Origin of the sequence: Sinorhizobium kostiense (assembly GCF_017874595.1) — a bacterium.
GTDB classification, from domain to species: domain Bacteria; phylum Pseudomonadota; class Alphaproteobacteria; order Rhizobiales; family Rhizobiaceae; genus Sinorhizobium; species Sinorhizobium kostiense.
Window position 1 is genome coordinate 194,071 of sequence record NZ_JAGILA010000004.1, and the last position, 12,474, is coordinate 206,544.

Annotated in this window: 10 protein-coding genes; 1 reads left to right on the forward strand and 9 read right to left on the reverse strand. The window is 63.9% G+C overall.

Annotated elements, in window-relative coordinates; all coding sequences use genetic code 11:
- Nucleotides 1-2: 2 nt before the first annotated feature.
- From J2Z31_RS16255 to J2Z31_RS16280, 6 genes are all read right to left on the reverse strand, one after another.
- The gene (locus tag J2Z31_RS16255; RefSeq protein WP_209602609.1) at nucleotides 3-1,592 is read right to left on the reverse strand and encodes an ABC transporter substrate-binding protein; all 1,590 of its coding nucleotides are present in this window, start codon (nucleotides 1,590-1,592) and stop codon (nucleotides 3-5) included.
- Between the two features lie 289 nt (nucleotides 1,593-1,881).
- Nucleotides 1,882-2,664, reverse strand: a complete 783-nt coding sequence (locus tag J2Z31_RS16260) for a carnitinyl-CoA dehydratase (RefSeq protein WP_209602610.1) — start codon at nucleotides 2,662-2,664, stop codon at nucleotides 1,882-1,884.
- Nucleotides 2,665-2,669: 5 nt separating this feature from the next.
- Nucleotides 2,670-4,733 (reverse strand): acetate--CoA ligase family protein, encoded by a 2,064-nt coding sequence (locus J2Z31_RS16265; RefSeq protein ID WP_209602611.1) that lies wholly within the window; start codon nucleotides 4,731-4,733, stop codon nucleotides 2,670-2,672.
- Between the two features lie 221 nt (nucleotides 4,734-4,954).
- Complete coding sequence (locus J2Z31_RS16270) at nucleotides 4,955-6,115, reverse strand: acyl-CoA dehydrogenase family protein (protein ID WP_209602612.1); 1,161 nt, start codon at nucleotides 6,113-6,115, stop codon at nucleotides 4,955-4,957.
- A gap of 111 nt (nucleotides 6,116-6,226) precedes the next feature.
- Nucleotides 6,227-7,717, reverse strand: a complete 1,491-nt coding sequence (locus J2Z31_RS16275; RefSeq protein ID WP_209602613.1) for a carnitine 3-dehydrogenase — start codon at nucleotides 7,715-7,717, stop codon at nucleotides 6,227-6,229.
- A gap of 204 nt (nucleotides 7,718-7,921) precedes the next feature.
- Entirely contained in the window at nucleotides 7,922-8,824 is a 903-nt protein-coding gene (locus J2Z31_RS16280) for a BKACE family enzyme (protein ID WP_209602614.1), read from the reverse strand.
- Nucleotides 8,825-8,934: 110 nt separating this feature from the next.
- Between J2Z31_RS16280 and J2Z31_RS16285 the strand changes: the two genes are divergently transcribed.
- The gene (locus tag J2Z31_RS16285) at nucleotides 8,935-9,906 is read left to right on the forward strand and encodes a GlxA family transcriptional regulator (RefSeq protein ID WP_209602615.1); all 972 of its coding nucleotides are present in this window, start codon (nucleotides 8,935-8,937) and stop codon (nucleotides 9,904-9,906) included.
- Nucleotides 9,907-9,987: 81 nt separating this feature from the next.
- Here J2Z31_RS16285 and J2Z31_RS16290 read toward each other — a convergent pair whose 3' ends face one another.
- The 3 genes from J2Z31_RS16290 to J2Z31_RS16300 are packed head-to-tail and all read right to left on the reverse strand — an operon-like array spanning nucleotide 9,988 to nucleotide 12,435.
- On the reverse strand, nucleotides 9,988-10,749 hold the full coding sequence (locus J2Z31_RS16290; protein ID WP_209602616.1) for an SDR family NAD(P)-dependent oxidoreductase: 762 nt from the start codon (nucleotides 10,747-10,749) through the stop codon (nucleotides 9,988-9,990).
- Between the two features lie 4 nt (nucleotides 10,750-10,753).
- A complete protein-coding gene (locus J2Z31_RS16295; RefSeq protein ID WP_209602617.1) occupies nucleotides 10,754-11,572 on the reverse strand; it encodes an ABC transporter permease in 819 nt (272 codons plus the stop codon).
- Complete coding sequence (locus tag J2Z31_RS16300) at nucleotides 11,572-12,435, reverse strand: ABC transporter permease (RefSeq protein WP_209602618.1); 864 nt, start codon at nucleotides 12,433-12,435, stop codon at nucleotides 11,572-11,574. Before J2Z31_RS16300 ends, J2Z31_RS16295 begins: the two co-directional genes overlap by 1 nt.
- Nucleotides 12,436-12,474: the final 39 nt, after the last annotated feature.

Sequence of the window (12,474 nt, forward strand, 5' to 3'; positions counted from 1 at the left end):
CGTCAGGCGTCCAGCCACACCCGGGTTGCGACATAGCCATTCGACATGTCGTTGCCGATGTCGTGGACATAGCCTTTCACCTGCTTGCTTGCCGCATTTACGAAATCGTTGAACATCGGCAGGATCAGGCCGCCTTCGTCGCGCACCATCATCGCCATGGTGCGATAAAGCTCCTTGCGCTTGGTCTCATCCAGTTCGGAGCGGGCCTCGAGCAGAAGCTTGTCGAAATCCGGACGCAGGAAGCGGGTGTCGTTCCAGTCGGCGGTCGACAGATAAGCGGTCGAGTACATCTGGTCCTGGGTCGGCCGACCGCCCCAGTAGGAGGTGCAGAAGGGCTGCGCGTTCCAGACATTGGTCCAGTAGCCGTCGCCCGGCTCGCGCTTGACCTCGATGTCGATGCCGGCCTTCTTGGCGCTCGCCTGATAGAGAACCGCCGCATCCACGGCGCCGGGGAAGGCGACGTCGGATGTGCGCAGCAGGACCGTTCCGCTGTGGCCGGACTTCTTGTAATGAAACGCCGCCTTGTCCGGATCGTAGGTGCGCTGCTCGATCCCATCCGGGAAGAGGGCATAGGTCTCGTTGATCGGGAAATCGTTGCCGATCTTGCCGTAACCGCCAAGAATTCGCTCGACCATGGTCTCGCGGTCCATCGCCAGTTTCAGCGCCATCCGGAGGTCGTTGTTGTCGAAGGGTGCCGTGTTGCAATGCATGATGAAGACATAGTGGCCGCGGCCGGACGTATTCAGGATCTCGACGGTCGGGGCCCGCTTCAAAAGGCCGACGGTCTTCGGATCGACGCGGTTGATGTAGTGCACCTGACCGGACGAAAGCGCGGCGATGCGAGCGGTCGCGTCGTTCATGGCGATCAATTCGACCGAGTCGACATAGCCGCGGTCCGTGCGCCAATCGTCGGCATTCTTCTCGAAGGTGGCGCGAACGCCCGCTTCGAAGCTCGCGACCTTGTAGGGACCGGTGCCGATCATCGCGTCGGGATTGTCGAGACCGCCGTTCGGCTGAATGATCAGGTGGTAGTCGGTCAGAAGCAGCGGCAGGTCGGCATTGCCTTCCGTCAACACCAGGACGAGCTTGTCGCCGTCGGACTTGATCTCCTTGATCGACTTCATCACCCCGAGCGCGCCGGATTCGGACTTTTCGTCGGTGTGGCGCTGCAGCGTCTTGATGACGTCGTCGATCGTCAGCTCCTTGCCGTCGTGGAACTTGACGCCCTTGCGGATCGCAAACGTCCAGGTCGCCGCGTCGGCGGAAGGTTCCCACGATTCGGCCAGCGCCGGCACCGGCGCACCTGTCGTCGGATGGCTCTCGACGAGCGTGTCGCCCCAGTTGCGACCGACGACAAACATGAATTGCGACAGGGCCTTTGCCGGGTCTTTCGAGTCGGTTGCGGCCGCACCCTCAAGGCCGAGCTTCAGGTGACCGCCGCGCTTCGGCTCCTGCGCCGCGGCGCTGGCGGCAAAAAGCGTGTTCGCCGTCGAAGCGGCGATGCCGAAAGCAGCGGCGCGTCCGAGAAATTCACGCCGGTTCATTTTTCCCAGCATGACCTGTCGTGTCAGATAGTCCTTGTAATCGCTCATTCCCCTGTTCCCTTCTTTGGCCGGCATTCGCCGTTCGTTGTGATTGGTAGAGACTGGTGCGTATCGCCATCTGCAGATGGCTCAAGGCGGCTCGTGGCCATTGGCTTTGTCGTTCCCGCGTCCTCCCTTCCGGTTCGTTGAGAGCGGTACAAGTCTCGTGCCATAAGGCTAATCTTCTGGACCTGACTTGTAACGTCCTAAATTGTCGATCCTTTTCATAATCCTGTTTTATGGCTACCTAACTCGGGGAGCGCTGTTCTTCGGCGGCTCACCTGCTCGTCATGCCGTCTCAGCGTCCCTTCCAGATCGGCTCGCGCTTCTCGGCAAAGGCGCGCGCGCCTTCCAATTGGTCATCACTCGAATAGAGCACATCGACCGTCCTCAACTGGCGGCGAGTGATCTTGTTCATCGTCGTCTGGAAGTCGCGGCCCTCGGCCTCGCGTACGACCTCCTTGATTGCGGCGTAGACGAGCGGGGGGCCGCTTGCGAGCAGCCGGGCCAGTTCCCAGGCGCGTTCCATCAGGCGCGACGCAGGCAGTATCTCGTTGACGAATCCCCAGCGATGCGCCTCCGCGGCCTCGAGCCAGCGCCCCGTCAGCAGCATCTCCATGGCGATGTGATAGGGGATGCGCTTCGGCAGCTTGATCGACGCGGCGTCGGCGAGCGTGCCGGAGCGGATTTCCGGTAGCGCGAAGGTCGCGTGTTCGGCGGCGAGGATGATATCGGTCGAAAGCGCGATCTCCAGACCGCCGCCGCAACAGATGCCGTTGACCGCCGCGACGACCGGCTTGTTGAGATCGCGCAACTCCTGCAGGCCGCCGAAGCCGCCGACGCCATAGTCTCCATCGACGGGATCGCCGTCGGCGGCAGCCTTCAGGTCCCAGCCTGGGCAGAAGAATTTTTCGCCGGCGCCGGTGACGATCGCGACCCGGAGGTCGGCATCGTCGCGGAATTCCCGGAAGATCTCGCCCATGATCCGGCTCGTCTTCAGGTCGATGGCATTGGCCTTCGGCCGGTCGATCATGACTTCCAGGATGCCACCTTCGCGGCGGGTGAGGATCGGTCCGGTCATCGGCTTCATTTCCTCCGGCGGATCAAGGCATCGGCGGCGACGGCTCCACGGCCTTCCGGCAATACCATTATAGGATTGATATCCAGTTCTTCGAGCTTGGAAGCGTGCGTAACGACATAGGATGCCACAGCAGCGACAATTTTTACGAGCGCTGCGACGTCTGCCTTCGGCGCACCGCGGTAGCCGTAGAGCAGCCTTGCGATCTTCAGACCATCAATGGCCTCGCGGATATCCTGTTCCGTCGCTGGCAGCATGAGGATCGCGGAATCGTTCAGCAATTCCACGAGGATGCCACCGGCACCGAGGGTCAGGACGGGTCCCGCGACCGGATCGCGCAGCGCGCCGACGATCAGTTCCGCGACCGGGCTCTCGATCATCTTCTCGACCAGGTAGCCGGAGGCGAGCGCAGCCATGACTTCGGCTGCCGCCAGCACCTCTTCGCGGCACTTGAGGTTGAGCCTTACCGCGCCGGCTTCGGTCTTGTGCGCCACGCCAAGGCCCTTGAGCACCACCGGAAATCCGAGCTCCTCGGCGGCATCGGCCGCTTGCGTCGGCGATTGCGCGGTCCTGCCCGGCGGAACCGCTACGCCGGCGTGCGCAAGCTCCGCCTTGGCTTCGGCTTCGGTCATGGTCGCGGCCTGGCCCTCTGAAGCCGCAGCCATCAGGGGGGCCGGGGCGGCGGGTTTTGCCCAGACGGCGCCGATGGCGGCAGCGGTCTCGGCGGCAGCGAGCGCCTCGTCGATCCCGAAGAAGGGAATGACGCCGGCCGCCATCAGCGAAAGCGCGGTCTCCTCCGGCATGTTCTCCCCGAGGCTCGCAACAATTCCTGCAACCGCGCCGGTAGCCTTTGCGGCAGCGATGACCGCTTCGCAAGTTGTCACCCAGTCGGCGGCGTCGCAGCGGTCGAGGCGGGGGAAATCGAGGACGATCAGGTTCAGCGCATAGTCGCCGCGCATCATTGCGGTGAAGGCAGCGGTCTGCTTTTCCCGATTGCCCCAGACGAAGGTGTGGTAGTCGAGCGGATTGGCGATCGTCACCATTTCGCCGAGGCTTTCCCTGAGCGGCTGGCGCTGTTTCTCTTTGAGCGGTCGGAAACTGACGCGGCGACGAACGCCTGCGTCGGCCATGAGCGAGGCCTCGCCGCCGGAACAGCTCATCGAGGAGATGTCGGCGTTCTTGAGCGGTCCTGAGAGATGCAGAAGCTTCAGGGTCTCTAGAAGCTCCGGAAGCGTGTCGACGCGGCCGATGCCGAGGCGCGCAAGAAGCGCCGAGGAGACGCGATCGTCGCCGGCGAGCGAGGCCGTATGGGAGACGGTCGCGCGCTGCGCGGCTTCGGATTTGCCGACCTTCAGCGTCACGACCGCCTTACGCAAATCGCGGGCGCGCGCTGCCAGGCGCTCCAGCGCTTCGAGACTGTCGAACCCTTCGATATGAAGGCCGACGGCGGTGACGCGCGGGTCCTCGATGACGGCACAGGCGAGATCGGAAAGGCCGGTTTGTGCCTGGTTGCCGGCCGTCATGACATAGGCGAGGGGAAGCCCGCGCTTCTGCATGGAGATATTGCAGGCGATGTTGGAGGATTGCGTGAGAACGGCCACGCCCCGCTCGACCCGCTGCATGCCGTGCTGGTCCGGCCACAGCAGGGCGCCATCAAGCATGTTGATGAAACCGTAGCAATTCGGCCCGACGATCGGCATGTCTCCGGCAGCCGCCACCAGTGCGTCCTGCAGGTCGTTGCCGTCGGATAGCTCGTTTGCGGCCTCGCGGAAACCGGAAGCGTAGCAGATGGCGCCTCCGGCGCCGCGCTGTGCAAGATCGCGGATGATTTCGATGGTCAGCGATCGATTGACACCGATGAAGGCGGCATCCGGCGCCGCTGGCAGTTCGGCGACCGAACGGTAGCAGCGGCGGCCGAGGATTTCCTCTTCGCGCGGATGGACCGGCCAGATCTGGCCGGAAAAGCCCATCCTGTCGCATTGCTCGATGACGCGGCGGGCCTCCTTGCCGCCGAAGACGGCAATGGATTTTGGACGGATGAGGCGGTCGAGGGGGCGGGGAGGGCTGGTCATCGCGTCTTGTGCTCCCCCACCGTGGGGCGATGCCCCTCATCCCGCTGCCGCGACCTTCTCCCCGTAGGGCGGGGAGAAGGGACCTGCCGCCACCGTTCGCTGGATCTCACCGACGAGGGAGGCGTGCGCCGCACGGCGTCTCCTCTCCCCGCATGCGGGGAGAGGGCTAGTCCTCGGGTTAAACCCGAGGAGAAAGGCATCCTGGTTTGCGCCGCCATCCCTCAAGCCCCCAGCGGCCTAAGAAGATCGCGGCTGATGATGTGCCGCTGGATCTCCGACGTTCCATCCCAAATGCGCTCGACGCGGGCGTCGCGCCAGAAGCGGGCGAGTGGCAGGTCGTCCATGAGGCCCATGCCGCCATAGATCTGGATCGCCTCGTCGGTGACGCGGGCGAGCATTTCGGTTGCAAACAGCTTGGCGGAGGCGATTTCGCGGTTCGAGGGCAGTCCCTGGTCGAGCCGCCAGGCGGCCGAAAGCGTCAGCAGATCGGCAGCGTCGATTTCCGTTATCATGTCGGCGAGCTTGAAGGAGACGCCCTGATTGGCGCCGATCGGCTTGCCGAACTGCTTGCGCTCGGCCGCATAGGAGAGCGCGTAATCGAAAGCACGGCGGGCGCGACCGACGGAAGTGGCGGCCACCGTCAGGCGCGTCGCATAGAGCCAGTCATTGGCGAGATCGAAGCCCTTGTGGACCTCGCCGAGGATCTGCGAAGAGGGCAGGCGGCAATCGTCGAACGTCAGGATGCAGTTCTTATAGCCACGATGCGAGACGGAACTGTAGCCCTCGCGGATTTCGAAGCCCGGCGTGCCGCGATCGACAAGGAAGCAGGTGATCTTCTTCTTAAGCCCGCGCGGCGTCTCTTCCTCGCCGGTGGCAATGAAGACGATGACGAAATCGGCTATGTCGGCATGGCTGATGAAGTGCTTCGTGCCGTTGACGATCCAGTCGTCGCCGTCCTGCCGGGCAAAGCATTTCATGCCGCGCACGTCGGAACCCGCATCCGGCTCGGTCATCGCAAGCGCGTCGAACTTGTCGCCGCGTACTGCTGGCAGCAGATAGCGCTCGCGCTGCTCCTCATTGCAGGCCATCAGGATGCCGGAGGGGCGGCCGAAAAAGACGGTGAGCCCCATCGAGCCGCGGCCGAGCTCGCGCTCGACGAGCGTGAAAGTAAGATGGTCGAGCCCGGCACCGCCGACCTCTTCGGGAAAGTTGCAGGCGAAGAAGCCGAGCTCCTTGCATTTGCGGGCGATCTCAAGTCCAAGCTCGCGTGGCACGTTGCCGGTGCGCTCGACCTCGTTCTCATGCGGATAGATCTCGGTCTCGACGAAGGTGCGGACCGTGTCGACGATCATTTCTTGTTCTACGGTCAGTGCGAAATTCATCGTTCTCCCCCGTGCTTCTGGTCCGCACATGCGGCGATCTCGCCGTCGCCCGTCGCTTGCTCTGTCATGCAGCTCTCTCTCCGCAGGCGCGGGAGGGGGCTGGAAGCATGATCACCGCCTCTGTCCCACATGCCGACCTGCGCCCTCCGGCATCGGCAGCTGCGCATGCGCTTCCGCGATCGGCTTCACCTCTGCCAGCACCTCCGCCGACGCCGGCACCGACTTGCCGGCCTTGGCGTCGACGTGCAGCATCATCTGTTCGGCGGTCGCGATCACGCCGCCCGAGGCGGCATCATGAATTCTGGTGAAGAAGTGGATGCGCTTTTCATCGACGCTCAGAAGCTGCAGTGTCGTGTAGAGCGCCTGCCCGAGCTTCGCCTCGCCGAGATGGCGGATATGGGTTTCCACCGTGTAGTAGCTATGGCCGGCTTCCACATAAGCAAAGTCGACGCCGATCAGTCGGAGCAGCGCATCGGACGTATCGCCGAAGAGCTGCAGATACCGATGCTCGGTCATGTGGCCGTTATAGTCGACCCAGGCTGCGTTGACCTTCGTGTCGACGAGTCGCAGCGGCTCCGAGGTATCGTGTGCCTTCGACTGATTGCCGCCCTTGGCCCAGAGACGCTTTTCGAAATCGGCAAGCAGCTTGCCGGCGCCCCAGCCCTTGCCACCGTCTCCCGCCTTCAACGCATGCATGATGCCGACGAGATTTTCGTCGCGGATGCGTTCGAGCTCGCGGATCGACCGGCCGGCGGCCTGGGCGTCCGACTGCGCCCCGATCTTCTCGACCAACGCGTCGTCGAGATCCACGACATCGGTGAACTTGGTCCAGGGCCATTTGAGACATGGGCCGAACTGGGCGAGGAAGTGGCGCATGCCCGCTTCTCCGCCGGCGATGCGATAGGTCTCGAAGAGGCCCATCTGCGCCCAGCGCATGCCGAAGGAATAGCGCATGACATCGTCGAGCGTCTCGGTGTCGCAAATATCGTCCTGGATCAGCCAGAGCGCCTCGCGCCAGAGCGCCTCCAATAGCCGATCGCCGACGAAGGCCTCGATCTCCTTGGCGATGACGACGCCCTTCATGCCGATCTCGGCGACGGCCTCCTCGGCACGCCTGATCGTTGCGGGCGAGGTCTTCTTGCCGCCAACGAGCTCGACCAGCGGAAGAAGGTAGACCGGGTTGTAGGGGTGGGCCACGAACATGCGTTCGGGATGCTTCATCTCGGCTTGCAAGTCGGAGGGCAGCAGGCCGGAGGTCGAGGAGCCGATGAGAGCGTCGGGCCGGGCGGCCGCGTCAATCTCGGTGATGACGCCGCGCTTCAATGGCAGCCGCTCCGGAACGCTTTCCTGAATCCAGTCAACGTTCTCGACGGCTTCTTCAATGCTCTTTCGGAAGGTGAATTTGCCGCGCGGCGGCAGCGGTGCCATTGTCAGCATGCCATAGGCGCGTTCGGCATTGGCCATGACCTCGCCGATAATGCGTTCGGCTTCCGGATGCGGGTCGAAGATGTTGACGTCGATGCCGGCAAGCGCGAAGCGCGCCGCCCAGGCCCCGCCGATGACGCCGCCGCCGATGCAGGCGGCCTTTGTGATGATGGTCATTCGTTATCCATCCTGTCGTTCCGTGGGGACCCCTCCCGGCCCTTTGGGCCACCCTCCCCACAAGGGGAGGGATGGGTGGCTCCGGATCCGCTCTATCCCTCTTTGCGGCCTCGTCTGCCGCTCATCGTCTTCGGCGTGCTTACAAGCATGCCGACGTTGCTTTGATCCGCTGTCGGCGGGGCCCTCCCCGTGTGGGGAGGGGCTTTACCGCTTCGTCAGCTTCAGTTTTTCGCGAACCTCTTCAGGGCCAATGATCCTTGCGCCCATGCCCTCGACCACAGCCACCGCCTTCTCGACGAGCTGGCCGTTCGTCGCGAGCTGGCCCTTGCCGACATAGAGGTTGTCCTCCAAGCCCACCCGCACATTGCCGCCGGCAAGGATTGCCGCCGCGGGATAGGCCATGGCGTTCCGGCCGATCGAGAAGGCCGAGAAGGTCCAGTTCGAAGGTACGTTGTTGACCATCGCCATGAAGGTGTTGAGATCGTCAGGCGCACCCCACGGGATGCCCATGCAGAGCTGGATCAGCACCGGATCTTCGATCAGGCCTTCCTCGACGAGCTGCTTCGCGAACCAGAGATGGCCGGTGTCGAAAGCCTCGATCTCCGGGCGCACGCCAAGCGCGGTCATCTGGCGCGCCATTTCCCGCAGCATCGACGGCGTGTTGGTCATCACATAGTCGCCGAGCGAGAAGTTCATGGTGCCGCAGTCGAGCGTGCATATCTCCGGCAGGCATGCGGCGACATGGGCGACGCGCTCGGTGGCGCCGGCCATGTCGGTGCCTTGCGGGTTCACGGGAAAGGGGCTCTCGACATTGCCGAAGACGAGGTCGCCGCCCATGCCGGCGGTCAGGTTGAGGACCACGTCGACGTCGGCGGAGCGGATCCGGTCGGTCACCTCCCTGTAGAGGTCGAGGCGGCGGGCCGGCGCGCCGGTCTCCGGGTCGCGGACATGGCAATGGGCGATTGCCGCACCCGCCCTGGCGGCCTCGATTGCTGCTTCGGCGATCTGTTTCGGCGTGACCGGAACATGGCTCGATTTGGAGACGGTGTCGCCGGCACCGGTGACGGCGCAGGTGATGAAGACCTCGCGGTTCATGCTGAGCGGCATGGCTGTTTCCCCGTTTCGTTGGCTCCATTACGAGCCAGAAATTGCCGGACCGCTTTGCGCAATCGGAACAATCCTATACATTCGCAGAAAAAGAAGGAGGAAGTTTTCGCATGGAGCCCGCCGTTTCGCAGGCGCAGCATATCGATTTGCTGGTCCTGCCGGACACCAATCTCATTCTCGTCGCTTCGGTCGTGGAGCCGCTGCGTGCCGCCAACCGCATCGTCGGACGCACGCTTTACACATGGACTGTGTTCAGCCCGGATGGCGAGCCGATCGAGACGAAGAGCGGCATCCCGATCCCGGTCTCGGGTCCCTTCCGCCCGCAGCGCGAGACCGCGCCGCTCTTCGTGCTATCGAGCTACAACTGGCAGCGCAGCACCACCTCGCACCTGAAAATGCTCCTGTCGCAGACGGCCCGTCACCGCGAACTGATGGCCGGCATCGAATCCGGATCATGGCTGCTCGCCGAGACGAGCCTGCTCGACAATTTTTCCGCCACCACCCATTGGGAGGACTTCGAGGATTTCGCTGCTGCCTATCCGCAAGTCACGATGGTGCGCGAGCGCTTCGTCATCGACGGCAAGCGCATTACCACCGGTGGGTCGTTGCCGACGCTCGACCTCATGCTGGAGCTGATTCGTCGGGCGCACGGCTACTCGCTGGCGCTCGAAGTGTCACGGCTCTTCATCTATGAGCAGGAGCGCACCCGTGGCGATCTGTTGCAGGTGCCCGCGATCGGCAATATGCGCATCGTCGACGCCCGGGTCGGCGCCGCGATCAAGCTGATGGAGGAGACCGTCGAGGCGCCACTGACGCTTGCGAGACTGGCACGACGGGTCGGCGTCAGCGCCCGGCATCTGCAGGACCTTTTCAGGGAGACGATGGGGGTCGCGCCGCATGAGCACTATCTGGCGCTGAGACTCAATGCCGCGCGGCGCAAGGTGATCGAGACCCGAATGGAATTCGCCGACATCGCAGCGATTTCCGGCTTCAATTCGGCTTCTTCCTTTTCCCGCAGCTACCGAGCCCACTACCGGGAAAGCCCCAGCGAGACGCGCCGGCGGCTGAAGCTCAAGGACTGAATCAAGGACTTCGGACGCCGATTCAACGCCGGCGGTTTGTTGGAGTTGAATCAAGGGGTTATGGTTACGGATGAGCCAGGCTCAGACCACCGTCTCGCCACCGTCGACCACGAGGATCTGCCCGGTCATGTAGGACGAGCGGTCCGAGACGAGAAAGAGTATCGGTTCAGCGATTTCCTCTACGCTCGCCCAGCGGCCGAGCGGCACCTTCTCCCGAATATAGGCCTCGATCGCGTCGCGACCGCCCATCTGCCTGATAAAGGGTTCGTTGAAGGGCGTGTCCACCCATCCCGGGCAGAGCGCATTCACCCGCACGCCGAACTTCGCGTAGTCTCCGGCCATCTGCCGCGTCATGGCGACTACCGCGTGCTTCGTGGTCGTATAGGCGATCATCTCGCGATCGTAGAGCACACCGGACGACGACGAGGTGTTGAGGATCACGCCACGGCCGGCCGCCTTCATCGACGGCATGACGAAGCGCGCCGCCAGGAAATGGGCGCGGACGTTCAGCCTCCAGGACCGGTCGAAGCCCTCGATGTCGACCTTTTCCAGGTCGCCCGCGACCTGTGCACCCGCATGGTTGTGCAGGATGTCGATGCGGCCGTGGCGGTCGAGCACACGGGCGATGCCGGCCGAAAGCGAAGCGTCGTCGGTGACGTCGATGGCGAGCGCTTCCGCGCTTCCGCCTACCGTAGCGATCGAGGCCACCGTCGCTTCCGCGGCTCCGCGGCTGCGGTCGACGACGACGACATGGGCGCCCTCCCGCGCCATGATGGTGGCGCCCGCCCGGCCGATGCCGGAGCCGGCTCCGGTCACGATGGCGATCCGGTCTTTCAGGATCATGGTTTCACTCTCCGGATTTGCTTTTCTTTTCGCGCATCAGCAGGCGGGCGCTGAGGATCAGGGCAAGCGACGCGGCGAGCACCATTGTCGCGATCGCGTTGATCTCCGGCGTCACGCCGCGGCGGATCGAGGCGAAGACGTAGATCGGCAGCGTCGTTTTCGAACCCGCAACGAAAAAGGCGATGATGAAGTCGTCGAAGGAAAAGGTGAAGGCGAGCAGGAAGCCGGCGAGGATCGACGGCAGGATCTGCGGCAGCACGATCAGGCGGAAGGTCGTCAGCGGCGTCGCGTAGAGATCGCTCGACGCCTCCACGATGTCGCGCCCGAGGCCGGCGATGCGTGCCTTGACGATCATGGTGACGAGGGCCATCGAGAAGAGCCCGTGGGCCGCAATGATCGAGCCGTAGCCGAGGCCGAGTTGCGGCGGCCGCTCACCCGGCCAGAGGATCGCGAGTGCCGGGTTGACGAAAGAGAAGAGGGCGACGAGCGCGACCAGCGTGGCGATGCCGATGACGACGCCCGGCACCACGATTGCTGCTGCGAGGAGCGCGTCGAACAGCGCGCGCGTGCGGGGTCCGAGCCGCTCCATGCCGAGTGCCGCCATTGTGCCGAAGACCGCGGCGAGCACCGCGCTCGTGAACGCAATCATAAGGCTGTTCTGGAGCGCCGAGACCAGGAAGCTGTTGCCGAGTGCCTTGCCGTACCATGCGGTGGAAAATCCGGTGAACTCGCTCGCGCTGCGGCCCGCATTGAACGAGAACAGCACGACGAGGGCGATCGGCGCGTAGAGGAAGAGATAGACGGAGGAGATGAGGGCGCGCATCAGACGAGGTCCACCTGTCGAGTGCCTGCAATCTTCCAGGCGATCCGCATTGCGAGCATCAGCACTACGACCACGACGGCGACGAGCGTGACGGCGATCGCCGAACCGAAGGGCCAGTTGCGCGATTGCAGAAAGAGATCGACGAGCGCATTGCCGATGAAGAATACCTTGCCGCCGCCGAGGAGCTGCGGGATCAGATACTCGCCGAGGAGCAGGATAGTGACCAGCGCGACCCCTGTCATGACGCCCGGTAAGGACAAGGGCAGCGTGACTCCGAAGAAGGTGGAAACGGGTTTCGCGCCAAGATCGGCGGATGCTTCCAAGAGCCTGCGGTCCAGTCTCTCGAGGCTCACATAGATCGGCATGATCATCAGCGGCAGGTAGCCGTAGACGATGCCGAGCAGCACCGCGCCAGGCGTGTTCAGGAGGCGCACGTCCTCGATGCCGATCATCGAGAGGAGATTGGGAATGCCGCGCGAGCCCAGGATATACATCCAGGCATAGGTGCGCACGAGCAGGCTCGTCCAGAACGGCACGACGACGAGCGAGACGAGGATGAGCCGATAACGGGGATTTGCCTTCACCGCGAGATAGTAGGCGGTGGGATAGGCGACTAGCAGGCAGAGCAGGGCGCCGGCCGGCGCCAACATCAGCGTGTTCCAAAAGGCGGTCGCTCGCGTCGGCAGGTTGGCGAACTGGGCGAAGGTGAAGGCCGGCTGATAGCCGCCCTCCGGCGCCCGTTCGCCGAAGGCGAAGACCAGCATGGCGATGAAGGGCAGGACGAGGAAGACGGCGAGCCATGCGGCCGCCGGCGCGACCAACGCCGCCGTCGCCAGGTTCCTTTTCCTGTTCATTGCACGCATGGGTCTCGCCCGCGGTTGACACTCGTTTGCCCTCCCATC

Excerpts from the sequence above, each read along its gene's own strand:
- J2Z31_RS16255 (WP_209602609.1), bottom strand. The coding sequence starts at position 1,592 with ATGAGCGATTACAAGGACTATCTGACACGACAGGTCATGCTGGGAAAA.
- J2Z31_RS16270 (WP_209602612.1), bottom strand. The coding sequence starts at position 6,115 with ATGAATTTCGCACTGACCGTAGAACAAGAAATGATCGTCGACACGGTC.
- J2Z31_RS16275 (WP_209602613.1), bottom strand. The coding sequence starts at position 7,717 with ATGACCATCATCACAAAGGCCGCCTGCATCGGCGGCGGCGTCATCGGC.
- J2Z31_RS16285 (WP_209602615.1), top strand. The coding sequence starts at position 8,935 with ATGGAGCCCGCCGTTTCGCAGGCGCAGCATATCGATTTGCTGGTCCTG.
- J2Z31_RS16295 (WP_209602617.1), bottom strand. The coding sequence starts at position 11,572 with ATGCGCGCCCTCATCTCCTCCGTCTATCTCTTCCTCTACGCGCCGATC.
- J2Z31_RS16280 (WP_209602614.1), bottom strand. The coding sequence starts at position 8,824 with ATGCCGCTCAGCATGAACCGCGAGGTCTTCATCACCTGCGCCGTCACC.
- J2Z31_RS16265 (WP_209602611.1), bottom strand. The coding sequence starts at position 4,733 with ATGACCAGCCCTCCCCGCCCCCTCGACCGCCTCATCCGTCCAAAATCC.
- J2Z31_RS16300 (WP_209602618.1), bottom strand. The coding sequence starts at position 12,435 with ATGCGTGCAATGAACAGGAAAAGGAACCTGGCGACGGCGGCGTTGGTC.
- J2Z31_RS16290 (WP_209602616.1), bottom strand. The coding sequence starts at position 10,749 with ATGATCCTGAAAGACCGGATCGCCATCGTGACCGGAGCCGGCTCCGGC.
- J2Z31_RS16260 (WP_209602610.1), bottom strand. The coding sequence starts at position 2,664 with ATGACCGGACCGATCCTCACCCGCCGCGAAGGTGGCATCCTGGAAGTC.